Below are 19,658 nucleotides of genomic sequence, written 5' to 3' on the forward strand. Positions count from 1 at the left end.
GGTCCCTCGGCGTCTATCGTTCCAGCCCTTCGCGCTTGCTCTGCACGGCGACGAAGGCCGCGCCGAAGGACAGTTTCCTCGTTGTCGGCGTGCTTGCGTCGACCACCCGCCAGAACGGCGCAACGTCGCCCAGCGCCATACCACACTCAAGATCCTCGTTGGCCGCCTCGGCGACGGTGCGCAGATGATAGCCGATGGTGACCGGACATGTCATCTCGGCACCGTGCTCGATGGCGAGAGCGGTGCGCAAAGCGCGGATATTCATGTCCATGCCTTCGGGGATGGAGCGGATGAATGCATGAACCTGGCGAGCTGTAGGGACCCGCATCGGCTGGCCTTCGACGACGTCGCCGATGGTGCGTGGCGACGGTCTTATGCCGTTGATGCTAGGCGTGCTCAGCCTGTCGTTCCAGCTTTTCATCGATCGTCCTCGGCCATCCGGCTCCGGCGGCCATCGCACTATGGCACGAGCCTCCTGACACCATACTGTCAGGAGGCTTCAGCATGCCCATTTCAGCTCGTCGCCAGGTCGCATCCAAACGCCACGCAGAAAGCTTGCCTCAATTGCCGCCATTGCGGCGGTCGCCATACATGTCCGGCCAACCAATATCCTTGCGGATGTCCGCCGGCAGGGCGTTCATGAATCGCTGGGTGCGGATCTCATTGCGGATCGTCCGGATCTTGCCGACATAGTGCTGCACGCTACGCAGAATGGTAATACCGTTCATGGCTGGTCTCCTCTCTTTCGATGCAGGCACTATCGCACACCCCTGCTGACAGCAGTCTGTCAGGAGGGTGCGGCTCTCATGACCGGCGTTCCGATTTATCCATCGAAGTGACAAGGCAGTGCTGAAAAGAGGCCTGCCGCAGTGGAAGCCGGCGATCCCGGAGCCGCTTTGACAGCCAGCCGCGATGCTGATCAAAGGCTGCATGTCGAAACTTCTCGCGCTCGTCATCATCTTCATGATGGTCATCCAGCTCATCAAGCCGCTCGGCTGGCCCGGGCTGAAGCGGCGCAGCGATTTCTGGAAGCTGGCGCTGCTGGCGATGGCGGCGATTTCGATTACGGCGGTGCTCGGGCACTGGACGTAATGCATGTCGCGCAAAAGTGTGCAGCGGTTTTGCGACAACGACATGCATAAAAACAAGAACCTGAAGCGCGTCGGATGAGGCCAATCGAACGCGACGCGCTTTAGTGCGGGCGGCCCGCTACGCGACGCCCGGTTCGTTGGCGAGCACCAGGCTGACCAGATGTTCCGCCCAGGCTCGGTAGCCGGCTTCCGAAGCGTGAAATCCATCCGATGCGAAGCCGGCATCGGCATCCGTGATCGGCAGCCGGGGCGCCGGTATGGCGCCGCGTTCGAGGCAAAGGCGCTCGCCCATCCGGTTCATTTCGACGGCGCGGATTTCGAGGATCTTGCCGAGCAACGGCGGCATTGCCGGAGCCCGGGTGAACTCCAGCACCGGCGACCACACCACGCGAGCCTCAGGCCATTTGGCGCGCAGCGCGTAGAGCAGGCCGCCAAACTCGCGCTTGAAGCGCGGTACCGAATGAAAATTCTTGGTGTCGTTGGTACCGATGGCCAGCACGATATGCGTCCACGGATCGGCCGATAGATTGGGCAGCACATGATCGCGGATCTGGCCAGAGGTTGCCGAGTTGAAGCCGGCCGCCCGCCAGCGCACGGTGCGGCCGGTGCGTTGCGCAATCAGAACTGCCAGTTGCGCGGCCAATCCGTTTTCGGAATTGCCGATCCCTACCGAGGCGGCGGAGGAATCGCCAAGCACCAGAACCGAGATTGCTGGCGCCAGGCCAGATATCTCGTGCATGACCGGACCTTGTGCCGGCAGCATGCGGGCGGTGCGGCGACGCACGCCAAGTCCTTGCCAGACATAGACCGGAAAGGCGAGCCAGGTGAGAAGGGTCGGAAAGCGCCGCATGACAAGTCCCTTTTAGGGCAAAGCGAACAGCACTTAGCGCATGTCGGGCCGAAGGCGAAAGACCTTGGGTGACCGCCCGTCGTCAATGGCAGCAGCTGTCCTGCATCTCGGGCGTATCCGCATATTCGTCGTGCAGCCGCACCCAGTCCACCAGGCTATGGTGGGGACCGGTTTCGTTGCGACCCTTCGGCGTCAGGTCGAGATAGTGATAGGCGCCGATCAGCGGATCGCCGCCTCGGGAGCGCGAGACGAAGGTCAGGAAGATGTCGCCTTTCTCGTCGCGATAGAACACGCTGGTGCCGGGAAGATCCTTCGATTGCCGCGCGCGCCGCTCGAAATTGTAGGTCGTGTCGCCGGCCGCGATCTGCTTGTCGGTGAAGGACACCTGCATGTCGAAGTTGAAGTCCGAGGCGTAGGACGACACCCAGTCGAATTTCCAGCCCATGCGCTGCTTGTAGGGCAGAAGCTCCGCCAGCGGCGCCCGCGCTACCACGACAAGTGAGACATCGTGATGCCTGAGATGCTGGTTGGCGCCGTCGATGTGGTCGGCAAGAAACGAGCAGCCTTCGCAGCGATAATCGGCGCCCGGCCCGAACATGAAATGGTAGACGATCAGCTGGCTGTTGCCGCCAAACAGGCCGGGCAGTTTCTTCGGCCCCTGCTCGGTCTCGAAAACGTAGTCCTTGCGGATCTTGAGCCAGGGCAATTCGCGTCGTTCGGCAGCGATGCGGTCGCGAAAACGCGTCAATTCCTTTTCGCGCGCCAGATGCGCCCTGTGCGCCTGAAACCAGTCTTCCTGCGATACGGTCTTGTTGTTTGGCATCAGCCTGCTCCTCTTTTCACAGAGGACGTTCGGCAGCGACGCATGCCGACACGGGGCCGCATCTTTTAGACGCAAGAAATTGCAGCCCTTGCTCCTTGGAACAACCCGGGCACGTGGCTCGGGTTCGGGGAAACGCAGGACGGAGTTCCGGTCAGGCGGCCTTTTCCAGCGCCGGCTGCCATTTTCCAAGTGCCGCCAGATGGTTCATGTGGGCGCGGTGGGCGAAGGCGGCCTGGGCGGCGGCGACGTTCGCCGCCTTGCCGCCCCACGCCTTCTGCGGAGCGGCCTGCAAGGCGCGGCCGTAGGAAAAGGTCAGCTTCCACGGATGCGGGCCAATGGCATTGATGGCGTTGAGGTTGGCGGTCGCCTCCTCGTCAGATTGTCCGCCCGAAAGGAAGGCAATGCCTCCAATAGCGGCCGGCACCGTCTCGCGGAACAGTTTTATCGTCTTTTCGGCAACTTCCTCGGGGCTGCTGACCTTGCCCGATTTCTTGCCGGCGAGGACCATGTTCGGTTTCAGGATGGTGCCTTCGAGCACGACGCGGGCCGCATAGAGCTCGGTGTACAACTTTGTCAGTGTCGCCGTGCTGATCTCGTAGCAGGTGTCGATGTCGTGGGCGCCGTCCATCAGCACCTCCGGCTCGACGATCGGCACGATGCCGGCCTCCTGGCAAAGCGCGGCGTAACGGGCGAGCGCATGGGCGTTCGAGCCGATCGACGTGGCGGAAGGCACGCCCTTGGCAACATCGATGTCGATCACCGCGCGCCATTTGGCGAAGCGGGCGCCGAGCTTGTAATAGTCGGCAAGGCGTTCGCGCAGGCCGTCCAGGCCTTCGGTGATGGTGTCGCCGGGAAAGCCGGCCAGCGGCTTGGCGCCGGCATCGACCTTGATACCGGGGATAGCGCCTGATGCCTTGATGATGTCGACCAGCGGTGTGCCGTCGGCGGCCTTCTGGTGAATGGTCTCGTCGTAGAGGATGACGCCGGAAATGTACTTGGTCATTGCATCGCTGGCGCGGAACATCATCTCGCGATAGTCGCGGCGACTGTCGGCGGTCGACTCGACACCGATGACGTCGAAGCGCTTCTTGATGGTGCCGGAGCTCTCGTCGGCAGCCAGCAGGCCCTTGCCATTGGCCACCATCGCGGCAGCAATGTCCTCGAGACGTTCGCTCATCGTGCTTCTCCTGAAAGAATTGATCCGTGCCCAGCAGACCACCAGAGCAACGCAGGTTCAAGTCGAACAATTTCGCCGGGTAAGCGCGAATCGATTGAAAGTCGCGGGCGCCCTCTTTCGCGCTGTTATTGCTGCCGCGCTCAGCGCTTCAAGATGTCGACGCCGGGCAAGGGCTTGCCTTCCATCCACTCCAGGAAAGCGCCGCCGGCCGTCGAGACATAGGTGAAGTCGTCGGCTACGCCTGCATGGTTGAGCGCCGCCACCGTATCGCCGCCGCCGGCGACCGAGACCAGTCCGCCGGCCCTGGTGCGCGCTGCCGCGTGCCTGGCCGTCGCCACCGTTGCGTGGTCGAATGGCTCGATCTCGAAGGCGCCGAGCGGCCCGTTCCAGACCAGCGTCGCGGCGCGGTCGATCCATTCGGCAATGGTTTTCACGGTCTTTGCGCCGACGTCGAGGATCATGCCGTCGGCCGGCACGTCTGCTATGGCGACGGTCTCGCTGGCGGCGCCGGCCTTGAACTCCCTGGCGACAACGCCGTCGGCGGGCAGGATGATGGCGCAGCCGGCCTCGGCCGCCTCGATCATGATCTGCTTGGCGGTGGTCGCGAGATCACGCTCGCACAAGGATTTCCCGACGTCGGTGCCGCGCGCCGCTAGAAACGTATTGGCCATGCCGCCGCCGATGACCAGCGCGTCGACCTTCTTCACTAGGTTCATCAACAGGTCGATCTTGGTCGAGACTTTGGCGCCGCCGACGATGGCGACAACCGGGCGGACGGGATTGCCAAGCCCCTTTTCCAGCGCATCGAGCTCGGCCTCCATGGTGCGGCCGGCGAAGGCCGGCAGCACATGCGCCAGCCCTTCTGTCGACGAATGGGCACGGTGCGCAGCAGAGAAGGCGTCGTTGACGAAGATATCGCCGTTAGCGGCGAGCTTTTCGGTGAAGGCCGGGTCGTTCTTCTCCTCGCCCTTGTGGAAGCGGGTGTTCTCGAGCAGCAGCACGTCGCCGCTGTCCATGGCGGCGACGGCATTTGCGGCCTTGTCGCCGATGCAGTCGGCGGCAAAGCGGACGGGGCGGCCGAGCACGTCCGCCGTCGCCTTGGCGATCGGTTCGAGTGAGAATTCCGGCGCCGGTCCATCCTTGGGCCGGCCGAAATGGGCAAGCAGGATGACCTTGGCTCCCTTGCCGGAGAGCTCGGCAATGGTCGGCGCAATGCGCTCGATGCGGGTGGCGTCGGTGACCTTGCCCTCGGTGACGGGAACGTTGAGGTCGACACGCACCAGCACACGCTTGCCGCTGATATTGCCGATGTCGTCCAGTGTCTTGAAGCCGGCCATGCTGATCCCTTTCGCGAAAAATCGCGGGGACCTTACCCCGCATCGACGACGATGCAAGACCTGCCTAACGGTTCACCGAAAATATGATTCACGTATCGAGGACGAAGTGCCCACGGGGAGCGAGATGGGCAGCAATGGCGCAAAACGCACCGACATATGGCTTTACCGGTTGCGTACCACGATGCAGGCGCCGCCGACGCTTTGCAGTTTGTCGCAGATCGTGTCGGCCTTGGCTCTGCTATCAGCGCCGATCCGCACGGCATAGATGCCGCGCCTGCCGATCGGGGTACGGACCCGGCTGACCACCGGATCGTGGCCGGCAAGCAGTGCCGGGAACCGGCTTTTCACTCTCAGCCACTGGTTGAGCGCCGCGGCGCGACGGAAATTCCCGGCCACCTGCACCCCCCACGGCTTGATGTTGATCGACGACATCGGCACGGTTCTGGACATGATCACCGGCAGCTCGCGGCAAGCGGCAGCGAAACTCGCCTTCTTGTCGAGCGGCCGGATGACGCCGGCGTAGGCGGTATTGGTGAAGTTGTCGGCCGGCTCGCCCATGACGTCCAGAACGTAGCTTTCGGTCTCCATCGGCAAGAAGCCGCCGGAATTCAGCCAGCGCGTCACCCGGCTCTCGCCGGCATTGTAGGCTGCGGCGGCGAGGCCGAGATTGCCGAAACCGGATTTCATTTCGGCGAGGTATTTTGCCGAGGCCGGGATCGCCTGTTCGATGTCGAAGGAATTGGCGAGCCCGCGCATCCTGGCGGTGCCCGGCATGAATTGGGCGATACCCTCAGCGCCGACGGGGCTGACCGCATTGGGATCGAAACGGCTTTCCTTCCAGATCAGCCGGGCAAAGAAATCCCGGGGCAGGCCGTTCTGGTCGGCATGCGTCTCGATCAGGTTGCAAACCTGGTCGATCAGCTTCTTTTTGGCGAGCCGTGGTGGATCGGCCTGAACGGCTGTCGCCCAGATCAGCCCGCAAATGACAACCAGCGCCGCGCCCAGCAAACGCCGCATCGAACTACTCCGCCGCGGCTTTGCCGTGCTGCCCGAACCGCCGTTCGATATAGTCGGCGACCATCTTCTCGAAATCCGCGGCAATCGATGGGCCGCGCAGGGTCGCCGCCTTCTTGCCGTCGACGAATACCGGGGCGGTCGGCATCTCGCCGGTGCCGGGCAGCGAAATGCCGATATCGGCATGTTTGGATTCGCCCGGACCGTTGACGATGCAACCCATCACCGCGACTTTGAGGTTCTCGACGCCGGGATATTGTTCACGCCACACCGGCATGTTCTTGCGCAGGTCGGCCTGGATATTCTGGGCAAGCTCCTGGAACACGGTCGAGGTCGTGCGGCCGCAGCCCGGGCAGGCGGCGACGATCGGCACGAACTGCCGGAAGCCCATGGTTTGCAGCAGTTCTTGCGACACCTGCACCTCGCGCGTGCGGTCGCCGTTCGGCTCCGGCGTCAGCGAGATGCGGATGGTGTCGCCGATGCCTTGCTGGAGCAGGATGCCCATGGCAGCGGACGAGGCGACGATGCCTTTCGAGCCCATGCCGGCCTCTGTCAGGCCGAGGTGCAGCGCATGGTCGGATCGGGTGGCAAGCTCGGTGTAGACGGCGATCAGATCCTGCACGCCGCTGACCTTGGCCGACAGGATGATTTTCTCGCGCGCAAGGCCGATCTCTTCGGCCATTTCGGCCGACAGGATCGCCGATTGCACGATTGCCTCGCGCGTCACTTCCTGCGCGGTCAGCGGAAAGCCTTGGGCCTGGTTGTCATCCATCAGCCGGGTCAGCAGCTCCTGGTCGAGCGAACCCCAGTTGACGCCGATGCGCACCGGCTTGTCGTATCGGATCGCCATCTCAACGATTGCCGCGAACTGCCGGTCCTTCTTGTCCTTGAAACCGACATTGCCGGGGTTGATGCGGTACTTGGCCAAGGCCGCGGCGCAGGCCGGATGATCGGCCAGGAGCTTGTGGCCGATATAATGGAAATCGCCGACCAGCGGCACGTCGATGCCGAGCCGCTCCAGCCGCTCGCGGATGGCCGGTACGGCGGCAGCGCTTTCGTCGCGATCGACGGTTATGCGCACGATCTCGGAGCCGGCGCGATGCAGCGCCGCCACTTGCGCGACCGTCTGGTCGATATCGGCCGTGTCGGTGTTGGTCATCGACTGGACGACAACCGGCGCGCCGCCGCCGACCATCACGCCGCCGACGTCGACACCGACCGACCTGCGGCGTGGGAAGGGTGAGGAAAAATATCCGGTCATGCCGGCTGCCTTTAATCTTGAAGGTCCGGGCATGAGGTGGAGGAGCAAAGATGGCTTGTCAATGGCGACTGGCGCGCAGACCCAGCAAATCGGAAATGACAAGACGGCAGCTTGCCGCAAATCCACGAGCGTTTCCGGCAGCATAGCGATGCCACCGGAAAGATCGCGCGCCGGGCGGCGCTTCTAGTCCTGGAAGGGCTTCAGTGGGTCGTCGGTTTCGCCTTCAGTTTTTCAATCTCGTCCTTGAGCGCCAGCTTGCGCCGCTTGAGATTCACGATTTCGAGGTCGTCTACCGATGGATGGGTCATCGCATCGTCGATTTCCCGTTCGATGTCGCCGTGTTTCCGCTGCAGCTCATCAAGATGGGATGCAAGAGACATGATTGGTTCTCCCTTTCATGGTTTCCTCGGATTGCAGCCGTCATGGCACGTCCACCGCAGGCTCGCTTCTGTGACGGCATAATGACAGTGTGCCACCATCGCGCACCGATGTCGAATGCTGCGTGGTAGCATTCCACGCCAATATGAAATGTGATATGGGCTGCGCGCCGGTGCAAGAAGACCCGGTCCCGCCCAATCAGGCCCATAGTTTGGGCGCCGCAGACGTGCAGACGGTAAAAATGTCCGATCAGGAACAGGCAGATATCCGCCTCGAATATTCCCGGCTGAAGCAGGAACACGCCGATTTCGACGCCGCCATCAATGCGATGATCGCGATGAATTGCGACCCGCTGCAGATCCAGCGCATGAAGAAAAAGAAGCTCTTCCTTAAGGACAGGCTGATGGCGCTGGAAGACAAGATCATTCCAGACATTATCGCTTGAACGGACGCCGGCGCTGGCCTGCTGGAAAGGCGGCCTATGCCGCGATCGAAAGCCGCGCGGCGCGCTTGAGCAACAGCTCTATCAGGTCATCGGTCTTTTCGGTCGAGGTATCGATGGGAACCACCAGGCACATCGTCGCCTCGACCCTGCCCGGCGCTGAAAAGACCGGCGCGGCCAGGCATTTCGTGTAGGCATCGACAAGGCCGGAGGTGACGCAGTAGCCGGCCGACTTGGCGACGGCGATGTCGTCTATGAAATCGTCGAGCTGCAATCTGCGGCCGTCCGGCAGCACGAGATCGTCCTCGGAGACCATATCCTCAATCGCCGCCCTGTCGAAGCCGGCGAGGAGCAGTCGCCCGGAAGCTGTCCAGGGGAGCGGTATTTGCAGACCCGTCGCCGAGCTGATCCGGAATGGCCTCGTTCCCGGGCTTGAATGGACGATGGTGTAGCGGCCGCTTTGCAGCATGCACAACTCCGAGGTCTCGCCGGTCTCGCGTGACAGATGGTCGACTTCCTGACGCCCTCGCCTGAGCAGGTCGTTGCCCCGCACATAGTCCATTCCGTAGAGATAAAGCTTCTTTCCGAAATAGACCCGATTGCCGTCTCCGGCCATCTCCAGCAGGCCTGCGTCGACCAGCGAGCGCACAAGCGTATAAGTCGTCGAACGCGGCGCGTTTACCCCCTTGGCAAGGTCGCCGATGCCGATCGCACGCTGGGTCGTGTGGAGAAACTCCAAAATCTGGAGAACCCGGTTGAGACCCTTCTCCCGAGAGCCCGAGTTCTTGTCTTCGTCCAGACCGATGTCCGGTCGAGCGGCCAAGGCATTGCCATCTTGCATTATCGATCCCTGATGTTAATCTGTCTTGTACAGAGTACAGGCGTCTCTTGTAAGGGACAATGACGTCAGTTGCAACCGATGCCTGTACTGCTGGTCCAAAGGGGAACTCAACACGAAAGGAGGTCGCCGTGAACGACACATCCAAAAGGCGTGAATTTCTGAAACTGGGAATGGCCGGGCTTGCAACGGCCGGAGTGATGAGCGCCGCTACCGCGGTCGACGTTCAGAAAGCGGCGGCCCAAGCAGCGCCGGACAGCCTGCTGCGCACCGTCCTCGAGCGCGGCAAGGTGATCGTCGGCACCGGCAGTACCAATGCGCCCTGGCATTTCGAGAACGACGCCGGCGAACTGGTAGGCATGGACATCACCATGGGTCGCATTCTCGCCAAGGGGCTTTTCGACGATCCGACCAAAGTGGAATTCGTCATGCAGGATCCGGCTCAGCGCATTCCGAACGTGACCACCAACAAGGTCGACATCACCATCCAGTTCATGACCATGACCGCCCAGCGCTCGCAGCTGATCCACTTCTCCCGACCCTACTACGTCGAAGGCATCGCCTTGCTGACCCTTCCGAACGCCGAAAACAAGACCTTCGACAAGCTGCTTGCCGGCGGTTCGGCGACGCGGATTTCCATCCTGCAAAATGTCGATGCCGAGGCTAACGTGCATATCGTCCTGCCGGAGTCGCAGGTGATGCAGATAGACACGCAGGCCAACGTGCTGCAGGCCTTGGAATCGAAGCGCGTCGACGCCGCCGCGGTCGATCTGTCAACGGTACGCTGGCTCGCCTCGCGCAATCCGGATAAGTACTTCGATGCCGGCAAGAGCTGGTTCTCGATGCTTTATGGTGCCGCGCTGCGGCAGGGCGACCTCGACTGGCTGACCTTCGTCAACCAGACCTTCACCATCGCCATGTTCGGCCATGAAACGGCACTCTACGACGCTGCGTTCAAGGATTATTTCGGACAGGAGCCGCCGGCGCGCCATCCCGGTTTCCCGGTCATTTGATGCAAGCAGGCGGAAGGACAACGTCCTTCCGCCTTCTCTCATCACAGCCCTCCATGACGAGGACGCATGGGTTATACTCTCAACTTCAACCTTATCTGGCGGCATTTCGACAAGCTCTGGGGCGGACTGCTGCTAAGCCTCGAACTGGCCGTCATCTCGATCGCGATCGGCATCGTCATCGGGCTCGTTCTGGCGGTCTGGTACGTGTCGGCCGGACGTGCGGTGCGGACCATCATCGCGGGGTATGTCGAGTTCATCCGCAACGTGCCGCTGATCCTGCTCGTCTATCTGGTCTTCTACGGCTTGCCGACGGTGGTCGACATTGCCTACAGCGCGCAAACCTCATTCATTGCCACGCTGTCGCTCTACAGCGGCGCCTACCTGGTCGAGGTGTTTCGCTCGGGGCTCGAGGCGGTGCCGCGCGGTCAGCTCGACGCCGGCAAGGCAATCGGCCTGACGCCATGGCAAAGGCTGCTCGATGTGCGCCTGCCGACGATGCTGCGCATAACCCTGCCGGCGCTTTCCAACACATTCATATCGCTCTTCAAGGATACGTCCGTGGCGTCGGTCATCTCGGTACCCGAACTCACCTATGGCGCCCAGTGGATCAACTTCAACACGTTCCGCATTGTCGAAGTCTATCTGGTGGTGACGGCAATGTACCTGTTGACCGGCTACACGCTGCTTTTCGCGCTGCGGCTCGTCGAGCGCCGGTTCAAGGCGGCGCGCTGACATGCTGAGCCAGATCATCTACGCCTTGCCGTTCCTCGCCGAAGGCTTTGCCTTAACCTTGTGGGTGTCGCTGCTGGTCGTGGTGTTATCGCTCATCGCCGGCGTGCTGATGGGCGTCGGCCTTGTCTATGGTCCTTTTCCGCTGCGCTGGGCGGTGCGCATCTTCAGCGACACCATACGCGGCATTCCGATCCTGGTGCTGATCTTCTTCGTCTATTACGGCCTGCCCGCGGTGGGGCTGCATCTGGAATCCTTTTGGGCGGCCGTGTTCGCCCTCACCCTCTTCAAGACCGCACAAGTCGTCGAGTATCTCAGGGGCGCCGTCGGCTCGATTCCCAAGGGTCAGTCCGAGGCGGCGATGGCGATCGGACTGACCTTTCGCCAGCGGCTGGCCTACGTCATTTTTCCGCAGGCGTTCAGGCGCTTCCTGCCACCCTGGATCAATGGCGTCACCGACGCGGTGAAGGGCAGCGCGCTGGTCTCGCTGCTCGGCATCACCGACCTCATGCAGGCAATCAACCAGGTCATCGGCCGCACCTATGAGGCGATGCCACTCTACATTCTCGGTGCGCTCGTCTACTTCGCCGTCAACTACGCCCTCTCCTTGGCCAGCCGGCGCCTGGAGCGGCGTTTCTCCTTCATCCGGGAATAGCACGATGTCCAACGCGTCGCACCAGAATCCGGCACTTCTCGATGTCACCGAGGTTTCCAAAGCCTTTGGATCCGTCGAGGTCCTGCGCTCCGTCAGCCTGCAAGTGACACGCGGCGAGGTCGTGACTATCATCGGCCCCTCCGGCAGCGGCAAGACCACGCTACTGCGCTGCGTCAACTTCCTGGACAGCTACGACAGCGGCTCGATCCGTATCGACGGCAAAGAAGTCGGCTATCGCGAGACGGGAACACGCCAGCGACGCAGCGAGCGCGACCTGGCGGCGATGCGAGCCGAGACCGGAATGGTGTTCCAGAGCTTCAATCTGTTTCCGCATTTGACTGCGGCCGGCAACATCATGCTTGGCCTGCGCAAGGTGCGCGGCAAGAGCAATGCCGAGGCCCGCACCATTGCCGAGCACTGGCTCGGCCGCGTGGGCCTCGCCCACAAAGCCGACAGTCTGCCGGCCGAGCTTTCCGGCGGCCAGCAGCAGCGCGTCGGCATCGCCCGCGCCGTGGCGATGGAGCCGAAGATATTGCTTCTCGACGAGATAACCTCGGCGCTCGACCCCGAACTGGTTGGCGAGGTGCTCGAGGTCGTGCGCAGCCTCGCCGAAGACGGCATGACGATGCTGATGGTCACGCATGAAATGGCTTTTGCGCGCGACGCATCGAGCCGCATCGTTTTCATGGCGGATGGCGGCGTCAGTGCCGTCGGACCACCCGCCGAGATTCTGGCGGCGGGGTTCGACAATGAACGCCTTCGCAGTTTCCTGGCGCGGTTTCGCGCCTCGCATTTTTGACATCGGACGGCGAAAGCTGTCGCAAGGAGCTTTTATGACGCCTTACATCCGGCTCGCGGAATTGGGCCTGACACTGCCCGAGCCGCCGAAGCCCATCGCCAACTTCGTCACCTATGCCGAGAGCGGACGGCTGATCTTCCTCTCCGGCCAGGGGCCGTTGCGCGCCGATGGCGCGCTCTGCACCGGCAAGGTCGGAGAGGATGTCAGCGTTGAAGAGGCCTACGGGCATGCGCGTCTGACCGGCCTGAACCTGCTCGCCGTCATGCATGCGGCGGCCGGCGACCTCGGCCGCATCGTGCGCGTCGTCAAGCTGCTTGGCTTTGTCAATGCGACGCCGACATTCAGCGAGCACCCCAAGGTGGTGAACGGCTGTTCCGATCTTTTCGCGGCCGTCTTTGATACGCTTGGCGGACATGCCCGTTCCGCGATCGGTGTCGGCTCGCTGCCGGGCAACATCACAGTTGAAATCGAGGCGGTCGTCGAGATCGCCGCCTGAAATCTTAAACAGGATCTACAGAGATGACGACCTATGCCGCTGACCGTTCCAACACGACAATCCGCGAACGGCTTGGCCTTCGCCCAATCATCAATGTCTCCGGCACGATGACGGCACTCGGTGCTTCGATCATCGTGCCAGAAGCGATTGCCGCAATGTCGGAAATGGCCTCGCAATGGGTCGAGATGGACGATCTGCAGCGCGCCGCAAGTAGGGTGATTGCACGCCTTACCGGCGGCGAGGCCGGCTTCATCACCGCATGCTGCGCCAGCGGCATAACAATGGCGATTGCCGGCGCGATGACCGGGACCAGCCTTCTTGCGATCGAGCGGCTGCCGGACGACACCGAGGACCTCAAATCGGAGGTCATCGTTCAGCTTGGTCACATCGTCAATTATGGCGCGCCGATCGACCAGTCGATCCGGCTTGCCGGAGCCAAGGCAGTGCCTGCCGGCACGGTCAGCGTCACCCAGGATTATCATGTTGCCGAGGCGATCCGGGACCGGACGGCGGCAGCCCTCTACGTCGTTGCGCACCACACCGTGCAATACGGCATGCTCTCGCTTGAGGAGTTCTGCGAGATTTGCCACGCCAAGGGCGTGCCGGTGATCGTCGACGCCGCCTCGGAATACGATTTGCGTGGCTTTCTGGCGCGCGGCGCCGACATTGTTGTCTACAGCGGGCACAAATTTCTCTCAGGGCCGACAAGCGGCATCGTTGCCGGCCGCAAGGATCTGGTACGGGCCGCCTATCTCCAGAACCGCGGCGTTGCGCGCGCCATGAAGGTCGGCAAGGAGAGCATTGCCGGCGCTATGGCGGCCCTGGAAGCCTGGGAGCGGCGCGACCATGCCGGCATTCGCCAGCGGGAAGAAACCGCACTGCATCTGTGGAAAGACGCATTGCAAGGCCTGCCTGGCATCGAGGCACGTATCATTCCAGATCCGACCGGAAATCCTCTCGACCGCCTGCAGGTGTTTGTTGCGCCGGAAAGCCGCTTCACCGCCGCCGGCCTCGCCTCGGCGCTTGCGGCGGGTTCGCCGCCCGTGATCGTGCGCAACCACGAGGTCGAGCGCGGTCACTTCTTCCTTGATCCGTGCAATCTCCATCCCGGCGAGGCGGAGATCGTTGCCGAACGCCTGCGGGCGGTGTTGAGTGCTGCCGATCGGCCCGCGGATGCGATGAAACCCGCTCGCAAGCAGTCCGCCGGAGCGCTGCGCTGGCCGGACTAGACATCGCCAGAGCGTGGTCGAGCCAGTGCCTTCCAGCGCCGGCTTCGCATCGGGCCAGTGCGCCATCACGGCAGTGTGAATGAACTTTTAGTCTTCGGGCGGAATAAACCACTCCGCCCATTGGTCTCCCAAACAGACGCCATTTCCGGCGTGCAGGAGACCGGTATGACCCACCACCACGACAATGAAGCTGACGGCATCAGCCGCCGTCATGCACTGGAATGCATGATCTGGGCCGGCACGGGAGTGCTGTGGACAATTTCGGCCGGCGTGCCGGTTTCGCTCAGCCTGCTCGGTGCGTCGCAAGCCGCCGAGGCCTTGGCCACCGGCTTCACTTTCCTCCAGATCTCCGACAGCCACATCGGCTTCGACAAGGTTGCCAACCCGCACGCCATCGACACGCTGAAGGAGGCCATCGGCAAGATCCAGGCGTTGCCGCAAAAGCCCGCTTTCATGATCCACACCGGCGACATCACCCATTTGTCGAAAGCCGCGCAGTTCGACAACGCTGCCCAGATCATCGGCGGCGCAGGCTTCGACGTGCATTATGTGCCCGGTGAGCACGACCTGATCGATGACGGCAATGGCCAGGCCTATCTCGACCGCTACGGCAAGGGCACCAAGGGCGCTGGCTGGTATTCGTTCGACCAGAACGGCGTCCATTTCATCGGGCTGGTCAACGTCGTCAACCTGAAGGCTGGCGGGCTGGGCAATCTCGGCGCCGACCAGTTGGCATGGTTGGCCGATGATCTGAAGGCGGTCACCGCCTCGACGCCAATCGTCGTCTTTGCCCACATTCCGCTATGGGCTGTTTATCCCGAATGGGGCTGGGGCACCGACGACGCGGCGCAGGCCTTGGCCCTGCTCAAGCGCTTCGGCTCTGTCACCGTACTCAACGGCCATATCCACCAGATCATGCAGAAGGTCGAAGGCAACGTTACCTTTCATACCGCGCGCTCGACCGCTTTCCCGCAACCGGCGCCGGGCACCGCAGCCTCACCCGGGCCGATGACGGTACCTGCCGGCCAATTGCGCAGCCTGCTCGGCACGAGCAGCGTGACAGTCAAGCAAGGCGGGCAGGACCTCGCCATCATCGACAGCACGCTGGCCTGAGGGGAAATGCGATGATCCGCTTCCCATCCCGCGTCTTGGTCGTATCCCCTGTCACGTTCGGTTTGGCGGCGATCCTGATAATGGTTGCCATGCCACTGAACGCAGCAGACCAGCCAATGGTCAAGATCGAGAACTTTGCCTTCACACCGGCGGTGCTGACGGTAAAGCAGGGCACTACCGTGACCTTCGAGAATGACGACGACATCCCGCATCTGGTGGTCGCCAACGATGCCTCGTTTCGCTCCAAGGCGCTTGACACCGGTGACACATATGCCTTCACCTTCACCAAAGTGGGCGACTATGCCTATTTCTGCGGGCTTCACCCGCACATGCAGGGCAGGATCGCCGTCGCTCCGTGAGGATTTTCGGAAGGTTCTGCCCGGGATGCCGGGCGATGCGACGGTGTTGAACCAAGAGGCCGCGACCGAGCGCTTTCGCGAGGTGGTTCTGCCCCATCTCGCGGATGCGCTTGCGCTTGCCCGCTGGCTGACCGGCAACGCCGCCGACGCGGAGGATGTGGTGCAGGAGGCCTGTTTGAAGGCGCATGCGGGCATCGCCGGCTATGCCGGCGGCAATGCGCGCGCCTGGCTGCTGGCGATCGTGCGCAACGCCTCTTACTCCTGGCTGGCCCGCAACCGGCCGCGCAGTATCGTCGCCGTCGGCGACCTGAGCGACCTCGATGACATGACGGCTGCATATGGCGCCGGCCTGCCGGATACGGATAGTCCTGAGGCAAGCCTGATCGCCAAGGCCGACACGGCCGCACTCGAGGCGGCGATCGCCGCGCTGCCGCACCAATTTCGCGAGACTGTGGTGCTACGCGACATCAACGGCCTCAGCTATCGCGAGATCGCGACGCTGCTTGGCGTGCCGCTAGGCACGGTGATGTCGCGGCTGGCGAGGGCGCGCGGTCTGCTGATATCCCAACTTGGGAGGGCGCCATGAGCGCGCACAACGATGGACTGCCCGATGACCCGGCGGGCGTGGAGCTGATGATCCATGCCTTGGTCGATGGCGAGCTCGACGCAGCAGCAGCATTGGCTGTCGAGCGACGCATCGCGGCCGATCCGGCGCTCGCCGCCGAGCATGCCCGCATCGTGGCGCTGCAGTCCGCTGTCGGCAGGCTGGCGCTGCCACAGGTCAGCGACGCCCTCAGTGCGCGCATCGCGGCGATCGGCGCGACTGGCGAGGCACAGGATCGGCCGGCGCCGACGCGGCCGCCGCAAACCGTGCCAACCCACATGCGGCCAACCCAAACGCGGCCGGGCCGCTTCGGCGCGTTCGACTGGCGCGCAATGGCGGCATCGATCCTCGTCACCGCCGTGCTGGCCAGCGGCGCGACGCAATGGGTGATGCTCAGCGGGGCGCCCGACAGCTTTGCAACGGCGGTCGCCAGCGGCCACCGCCGCAGCCTGCTGGCCGCCAGCCCGGTGGACGTCGTCTCGTCGGACCGGCACACGGTAAAACCCTGGCTGGATGGCAGGGTTGGCCTGTCGCCGCCGGCACCTGACCTTGCCAGTGACGGCTTCGCGTTGCTCGGCGGCCGGGTCGAGGTGATCGCCGACCAGCCAGTGCCGGCACTGGTCTACAGGCACCGCGAGCACCTGATCACTCTCGTCGCCGCGCCCGAGGAAACCGGCTCGACAGCCGGACCGGTCGATCTTTCTGCTGGTGGCTTCTCGCTGGTCCACTGGAGCGACAGCGCCTTTTCCTACTGGGCGATTTCCGATACCGAACGGCCTGAACTTGACGACTTCGTCACGCGTTTCCGGGCGGCAGCCGCCCGGTGACAGACCGCCCCTATCCATTTGCGTAGCCACGGAGACGGCACAAGCGGCTTTGCCGTTTCCGGCCATCCTTGCGGCTCCCCTCGATTTCAGCTAATGCGCGCTTTTGCCGCCGGAGAGCAGAAGCTTGGACGATCACCGCGCCGACGTCGCCATCATCATGGGCAGCCAGTCCGACTGGGCGACGATGCGCCACGCCGCCGAAACGCTTGAGGCGCTTGGAATTCCGCACAAGCGCCTGATCGTCTCGGCCCACCGCACGCCCGACCGGCTCTATGACTTCGCCAAGGGCGCCAAGGCGGCCGGCTACAAGGTGATCATCGCCGGTGCCGGCGGTGCGGCGCATCTGCCCGGCATGACGGCGGCGATGACGCCGCTACCGGTGTTCGGCGTGCCGGTGGAATCGAAGACGCTGTCCGGCCAGGATTCGCTGCTTTCGATCGTGCAGATGCCGGCCGGCATTCCGGTCGGCACTTTGGCCATCGGCAAGGCCGGCGCTGCCAACGCTGCCCTTCTGGCCGCCGCGGTGCTGGCGCTGAGCGACGAAAAGCTCGCCGCCCGGCTGGATAGCTGGCGCGCCGCGCAGACCGCCAAGGTGGCCGCCGAGCCCACGGACGCGCCGTGAGCCTGCCGGCGGGATCGAGCATCGGCATCATCGGCGGCGGCCAGCTTGGCCGCATGCTGGCGATGGCCGCGGCCCGCCTCGGCTACCGCATCGTCGTGCTGGAGCCGCAGCCGGATTGCCCGGCGGCACAGGTCGCCAACCGGCAGATCGTCGCCGCCTATGACGACGCGGCCGCGCTTAGCGAGCTGGCTGCGGCCAGTGCCGTCGTTACTTATGAATTCGAGAACGTACCGGTCGCGGCCGCCGCGGCACTTGCCTCTACGGTGCCGGTCTATCCGCCGGCACGCGCACTGGAAGTGGCGCAGGACCGGCTGGCGGAAAAGAAATTCCTCAACGGCATCGGCATACCGACCGCGGATTTCAGCCCCGTCGACAATGACGAGGAACTGACGGCTGCGCTGAAACAGTTCAACGGCAGCGGCATATTGAAGACGCGCCGCATGGGCTATGACGGCAAGGGCCAGCGTGTCTTCCGCAACATGGAAACAGGCGGCTTTGCCGGCACTTGCGAGGCGATGGGCAACGTGCCGTTGATCCTGGAATCCTTCGTCACCTTCGAGCGCGAGATTTCGGTGATCGCCGCGCGCGGCAGCGACGGCTCGCTCGCCGCCTACGATCCAGCGTGGAATGTCCATCGCAACGGTATTCTTCACAGCTCGACGCTGCCGGCCGGAGTAAAATCCGAGACGGCGGCTGCGGCTCAAACGGCGGCGGCAGAGATCCTTGCAGCGCTCGACTATGTCGGCGTCATCGGCGTCGAATTCTTTGTCCTTGCCGACGGTTCGCTGTTGGCCAACGAGATAGCGCCGCGCGTCCACAATTCCGGCCACTGGACGGAGGCCGCCTGCACCATCTCGCAATTCGAGCAGCACATCCGCGCCGTCGCCGGCCTGCCGCTGGGAAATCCCGCCCGGCAGTTCGACTGCGTCATGGAAAACCTGATCGGCGACGATGTCAGACGCGTTCCTGAGCTGCTCGCCGAGCCCGATCTGATGCTGCACCTCTATGGCAAGGCCGAGGCGCGGCCCGGCCGCAAGATGGGCCATATTACGCGCGTGAGCCGCCGCAGCTAGAGCATGATCCCGAACCGAAGGTCCGCGCTAGCGAAAAGTGGAATCCGGATTTCGGAAAAGATCATGCTCAAACACAAAGTTAGTACCTACGCTTACTGGATTTCGTCGCTCTCGTCCTCGTCGGGGCTGGCGCAGCTCACATCGCCTTCCGCGCAGGTCGAATCGGCGGTGAGCTGCTTGGTGCGATCGTCGGTCAGCCGCGTCAGGCATTCCGATATCAGCATCGGATAGATCGAGCCGCCTTCGCTGTCCGCGGCGGAATAGCTGCATTCCGCGTCGCGAAAAGCGATCCAGGCGCGCTGCGCCGTCTGCAACAGCTTCCTGGCATTTGCGTCACTTCCGCCGATGAGATCCTGGTAGGCCTTGTTGAGCTTGGCGTCGGCGGATTTGTAGTCCGCGTCGGCGCAGATGTTCATCATCTGCTGGCTGTCGTCGTTGCGGTCGCATTCCTGCGCATAGGCAACAGAACCTGCCGCGAGGACGACAAGACAGGCGGACACAAGAATTCGGCGCATGACGATCTCCAATTCGCAACCGCATCATTCCAGCCGTCTCAAGCCTGCGCAACGCCGCAAGACGCCAGTGGCGGATATTTGATGATACGAAACGGTCCGTATCGTTTAGGCAACGCGCTTGCGGTTGACACGGGCAACGCTCCTCGTCTATGAGCCACGCACAGTTCAAAGGCGCGTCTGTGGGCGCGCCTTAATAATTCGGCCCGTGACCGGGCCCAGACCGACGGGCAAGACCATGAAGATCAAGAATTCGCTCAAGGCGTTGAAGGCGCGTCACCGCGACAACCAGCTGGTTCGTCGCAAGGGCCGCATCTACATCATCAACAAGACCGCGCCGCGCTACAAGGCGCGCCAGGGTTGAGTTTTCGACGGAGGCTGCGCGCCTCCGTTCGCATGATAAGACTCTCACGCTA

The 19,658-nt window shown here is 63.1% G+C and carries 26 protein-coding genes; 15 read left to right on the forward strand and 11 right to left on the reverse strand.

Annotation, left to right across the window (positions count from 1 at the left end):
- Positions 1–13: 13 nt before the first annotated feature.
- Together NKI59_RS09645 and NKI59_RS09650 are read right to left on the reverse strand one after the other, a co-directional pair.
- A complete protein-coding gene (locus NKI59_RS09645; RefSeq protein WP_352703780.1) occupies positions 14–421 on the reverse strand; it encodes a hypothetical protein in 408 nt (135 codons plus the stop codon).
- A 139-nt stretch (positions 422–560) separates the two neighbouring features.
- Positions 561–728 carry a hypothetical protein gene (locus NKI59_RS09650; RefSeq protein WP_352703783.1) on the reverse strand — a complete coding sequence of 56 codons (168 nt, stop codon included), beginning with the start codon at positions 726–728 and terminating at the stop codon, positions 561–563.
- Between the two features lie 202 nt (positions 729–930).
- On the opposite strand from NKI59_RS09650, the gene NKI59_RS09655 reads away from it, so the two are divergent.
- Positions 931–1,092: a hypothetical protein gene (locus tag NKI59_RS09655; protein ID WP_352540257.1), complete on the forward strand. Its 162-nt coding sequence runs from the start codon at positions 931–933 to the stop codon at positions 1,090–1,092.
- Between the two features lie 117 nt (positions 1,093–1,209).
- On the opposite strand, the gene NKI59_RS09660 is transcribed toward NKI59_RS09655, so the two are convergent.
- From NKI59_RS09660 to NKI59_RS09690, 7 genes are all read right to left on the reverse strand, one after another.
- On the reverse strand, positions 1,210–1,941 hold the full coding sequence (locus NKI59_RS09660) for an SGNH/GDSL hydrolase family protein (protein WP_023678487.1): 732 nt from the start codon (positions 1,939–1,941) through the stop codon (positions 1,210–1,212).
- A gap of 82 nt (positions 1,942–2,023) precedes the next feature.
- Complete coding sequence (locus NKI59_RS09665; RefSeq protein ID WP_352703785.1) at positions 2,024–2,764, reverse strand: DUF899 domain-containing protein; 741 nt, start codon at positions 2,762–2,764, stop codon at positions 2,024–2,026.
- A 151-nt stretch (positions 2,765–2,915) separates the two neighbouring features.
- Positions 2,916–3,941 (reverse strand): class I fructose-bisphosphate aldolase, encoded by a 1,026-nt coding sequence (locus NKI59_RS09670; protein WP_352703788.1) that lies wholly within the window; start codon positions 3,939–3,941, stop codon positions 2,916–2,918.
- 140 nt (positions 3,942–4,081) lie between these two features.
- The gene (locus NKI59_RS09675) at positions 4,082–5,278 is read right to left on the reverse strand and encodes a phosphoglycerate kinase (protein ID WP_352703790.1); all 1,197 of its coding nucleotides are present in this window, start codon (positions 5,276–5,278) and stop codon (positions 4,082–4,084) included.
- Between the two features lie 162 nt (positions 5,279–5,440).
- On the reverse strand, positions 5,441–6,295 hold the full coding sequence (locus NKI59_RS09680; RefSeq protein ID WP_352703792.1) for a transglycosylase SLT domain-containing protein: 855 nt from the start codon (positions 6,293–6,295) through the stop codon (positions 5,441–5,443).
- A gap of 4 nt (positions 6,296–6,299) precedes the next feature.
- Positions 6,300–7,553, reverse strand: a complete 1,254-nt coding sequence (ispG, locus tag NKI59_RS09685) for a flavodoxin-dependent (E)-4-hydroxy-3-methylbut-2-enyl-diphosphate synthase (protein WP_352703794.1) — start codon at positions 7,551–7,553, stop codon at positions 6,300–6,302.
- A gap of 200 nt (positions 7,554–7,753) precedes the next feature.
- The gene (locus NKI59_RS09690) at positions 7,754–7,933 is read right to left on the reverse strand and encodes a YdcH family protein (protein WP_023678481.1); all 180 of its coding nucleotides are present in this window, start codon (positions 7,931–7,933) and stop codon (positions 7,754–7,756) included.
- 239 nt (positions 7,934–8,172) lie between these two features.
- On the opposite strand from NKI59_RS09690, the gene NKI59_RS09695 reads away from it, so the two are divergent.
- Entirely contained in the window at positions 8,173–8,376 is a 204-nt protein-coding gene (locus NKI59_RS09695; protein ID WP_023678480.1) for a YdcH family protein, read from the forward strand.
- A gap of 34 nt (positions 8,377–8,410) precedes the next feature.
- Here NKI59_RS09695 and NKI59_RS09700 read toward each other — a convergent pair whose 3' ends face one another.
- A complete protein-coding gene (locus NKI59_RS09700; protein WP_352703796.1) occupies positions 8,411–9,214 on the reverse strand; it encodes an IclR family transcriptional regulator in 804 nt (267 codons plus the stop codon).
- A 128-nt stretch (positions 9,215–9,342) separates the two neighbouring features.
- Here NKI59_RS09700 and NKI59_RS09705 point away from each other — a divergent pair, with 128 nt between their 5' ends.
- The 12 genes from NKI59_RS09705 (at position 9,343) to NKI59_RS09760 (ending at position 18,730) form a co-directional block, all read left to right on the forward strand.
- Positions 9,343–10,224, forward strand: a complete 882-nt coding sequence (locus tag NKI59_RS09705) for a transporter substrate-binding protein (protein ID WP_031212143.1) — start codon at positions 9,343–9,345, stop codon at positions 10,222–10,224.
- Positions 10,225–10,290: 66 nt separating this feature from the next.
- Positions 10,291–10,956 (forward strand): amino acid ABC transporter permease, encoded by a 666-nt coding sequence (locus NKI59_RS09710; RefSeq protein ID WP_023678477.1) that lies wholly within the window; start codon positions 10,291–10,293, stop codon positions 10,954–10,956.
- A 1-nt stretch (position 10,957) separates the two neighbouring features.
- On the forward strand, positions 10,958–11,608 hold the full coding sequence (locus NKI59_RS09715) for an amino acid ABC transporter permease (RefSeq protein ID WP_352677890.1): 651 nt from the start codon (positions 10,958–10,960) through the stop codon (positions 11,606–11,608).
- 4 nt (positions 11,609–11,612) lie between these two features.
- A complete protein-coding gene (locus tag NKI59_RS09720) occupies positions 11,613–12,407 on the forward strand; it encodes an amino acid ABC transporter ATP-binding protein (RefSeq protein ID WP_352703798.1) in 795 nt (264 codons plus the stop codon).
- Positions 12,408–12,441: 34 nt separating this feature from the next.
- Positions 12,442–12,903, forward strand: a complete 462-nt coding sequence (locus NKI59_RS09725; RefSeq protein ID WP_023678474.1) for a RidA family protein — start codon at positions 12,442–12,444, stop codon at positions 12,901–12,903.
- Between the two features lie 23 nt (positions 12,904–12,926).
- A complete protein-coding gene (locus NKI59_RS09730) occupies positions 12,927–14,132 on the forward strand; it encodes an aminotransferase class V-fold PLP-dependent enzyme (RefSeq protein WP_352677892.1) in 1,206 nt (401 codons plus the stop codon).
- A gap of 165 nt (positions 14,133–14,297) precedes the next feature.
- Positions 14,298–15,245, forward strand: a complete 948-nt coding sequence (locus NKI59_RS09735; RefSeq protein ID WP_352703801.1) for a metallophosphoesterase family protein — start codon at positions 14,298–14,300, stop codon at positions 15,243–15,245.
- Positions 15,246–15,361: 116 nt separating this feature from the next.
- Positions 15,362–15,604 (forward strand): cupredoxin domain-containing protein, encoded by a 243-nt coding sequence (locus NKI59_RS09740; RefSeq protein WP_502901039.1) that lies wholly within the window; start codon positions 15,362–15,364, stop codon positions 15,602–15,604.
- Between the two features lie 25 nt (positions 15,605–15,629).
- Positions 15,630–16,190 (forward strand): sigma-70 family RNA polymerase sigma factor, encoded by a 561-nt coding sequence (locus tag NKI59_RS09745; RefSeq protein WP_352817726.1) that lies wholly within the window; start codon positions 15,630–15,632, stop codon positions 16,188–16,190.
- Entirely contained in the window at positions 16,187–17,035 is an 849-nt protein-coding gene (locus NKI59_RS09750; protein WP_352703803.1) for an anti-sigma factor family protein, read from the forward strand. The genes NKI59_RS09745 and NKI59_RS09750 overlap by 4 nt, the downstream gene beginning before the upstream one ends.
- A gap of 124 nt (positions 17,036–17,159) precedes the next feature.
- Positions 17,160–17,657, forward strand: coding sequence for a 5-(carboxyamino)imidazole ribonucleotide mutase (gene purE, locus NKI59_RS09755; protein WP_023678468.1), 498 nt, complete (start codon positions 17,160–17,162; stop codon positions 17,655–17,657).
- Positions 17,654–18,730: a 5-(carboxyamino)imidazole ribonucleotide synthase gene (locus NKI59_RS09760; protein ID WP_352703805.1), complete on the forward strand. Its 1,077-nt coding sequence runs from the start codon at positions 17,654–17,656 to the stop codon at positions 18,728–18,730. The genes purE and NKI59_RS09760 overlap by 4 nt, the downstream gene beginning before the upstream one ends.
- Positions 18,731–18,822: 92 nt before the next feature.
- Here the strand turns inward: NKI59_RS09760 and NKI59_RS09765 are convergent, their stop codons facing one another.
- Entirely contained in the window at positions 18,823–19,245 is a 423-nt protein-coding gene (locus NKI59_RS09765; protein ID WP_352703807.1) for a lysozyme inhibitor LprI family protein, read from the reverse strand.
- Positions 19,246–19,480: 235 nt separating this feature from the next.
- Here NKI59_RS09765 and ykgO point away from each other — a divergent pair, with 235 nt between their 5' ends.
- The gene (gene ykgO / locus NKI59_RS09770) at positions 19,481–19,606 is read left to right on the forward strand and encodes a type B 50S ribosomal protein L36 (RefSeq protein ID WP_006203764.1); all 126 of its coding nucleotides are present in this window, start codon (positions 19,481–19,483) and stop codon (positions 19,604–19,606) included.
- Positions 19,607–19,658: the final 52 nt, after the last annotated feature.

This window comes from Mesorhizobium sp. M0598 (assembly GCF_040320865.1).
Lineage (GTDB): Bacteria > Pseudomonadota > Alphaproteobacteria > Rhizobiales > Rhizobiaceae > Mesorhizobium.

Coding starts and splice junctions, on each gene's coding strand:
- NKI59_RS09680 (WP_352703792.1), bottom strand. CDS start 6,295: ATGCGGCGTTTGCTGGGCGCGGCGCTGGTTGTCATTTGCGGGCTGATC.
- NKI59_RS09740 (WP_502901039.1), top strand. CDS start 15,362: ATGGTCAAGATCGAGAACTTTGCCTTCACACCGGCGGTGCTGACGGTA.
- NKI59_RS09735 (WP_352703801.1), top strand. CDS start 14,298: ATGACCCACCACCACGACAATGAAGCTGACGGCATCAGCCGCCGTCAT.
- NKI59_RS09720 (WP_352703798.1), top strand. CDS start 11,613: ATGTCCAACGCGTCGCACCAGAATCCGGCACTTCTCGATGTCACCGAG.
- NKI59_RS09750 (WP_352703803.1), top strand. CDS start 16,187: ATGAGCGCGCACAACGATGGACTGCCCGATGACCCGGCGGGCGTGGAG.
- NKI59_RS09725 (WP_023678474.1), top strand. CDS start 12,442: ATGACGCCTTACATCCGGCTCGCGGAATTGGGCCTGACACTGCCCGAG.
- NKI59_RS09690 (WP_023678481.1), bottom strand. CDS start 7,933: ATGTCTCTTGCATCCCATCTTGATGAGCTGCAGCGGAAACACGGCGAC.
- ykgO (WP_006203764.1), top strand. CDS start 19,481: ATGAAGATCAAGAATTCGCTCAAGGCGTTGAAGGCGCGTCACCGCGAC.
- NKI59_RS09715 (WP_352677890.1), top strand. CDS start 10,958: ATGCTGAGCCAGATCATCTACGCCTTGCCGTTCCTCGCCGAAGGCTTT.
- NKI59_RS09700 (WP_352703796.1), bottom strand. CDS start 9,214: ATGCAAGATGGCAATGCCTTGGCCGCTCGACCGGACATCGGTCTGGAC.
- NKI59_RS09650 (WP_352703783.1), bottom strand. CDS start 728: ATGAACGGTATTACCATTCTGCGTAGCGTGCAGCACTATGTCGGCAAG.
- NKI59_RS09730 (WP_352677892.1), top strand. CDS start 12,927: ATGACGACCTATGCCGCTGACCGTTCCAACACGACAATCCGCGAACGG.
- NKI59_RS09645 (WP_352703780.1), bottom strand. CDS start 421: ATGAAAAGCTGGAACGACAGGCTGAGCACGCCTAGCATCAACGGCATA.
- NKI59_RS09695 (WP_023678480.1), top strand. CDS start 8,173: ATGTCCGATCAGGAACAGGCAGATATCCGCCTCGAATATTCCCGGCTG.
- NKI59_RS09660 (WP_023678487.1), bottom strand. CDS start 1,941: ATGCGGCGCTTTCCGACCCTTCTCACCTGGCTCGCCTTTCCGGTCTAT.
- NKI59_RS09675 (WP_352703790.1), bottom strand. CDS start 5,278: ATGGCCGGCTTCAAGACACTGGACGACATCGGCAATATCAGCGGCAAG.
- NKI59_RS09710 (WP_023678477.1), top strand. CDS start 10,291: ATGGGTTATACTCTCAACTTCAACCTTATCTGGCGGCATTTCGACAAG.
- NKI59_RS09765 (WP_352703807.1), bottom strand. CDS start 19,245: ATGCGCCGAATTCTTGTGTCCGCCTGTCTTGTCGTCCTCGCGGCAGGT.
- NKI59_RS09655 (WP_352540257.1), top strand. CDS start 931: ATGTCGAAACTTCTCGCGCTCGTCATCATCTTCATGATGGTCATCCAG.
- NKI59_RS09665 (WP_352703785.1), bottom strand. CDS start 2,764: ATGCCAAACAACAAGACCGTATCGCAGGAAGACTGGTTTCAGGCGCAC.
- NKI59_RS09745 (WP_352817726.1), top strand. CDS start 15,630: ATGCCGGGCGATGCGACGGTGTTGAACCAAGAGGCCGCGACCGAGCGC.
- ispG (WP_352703794.1), bottom strand. CDS start 7,553: ATGACCGGATATTTTTCCTCACCCTTCCCACGCCGCAGGTCGGTCGGT.
- NKI59_RS09670 (WP_352703788.1), bottom strand. CDS start 3,941: ATGAGCGAACGTCTCGAGGACATTGCTGCCGCGATGGTGGCCAATGGC.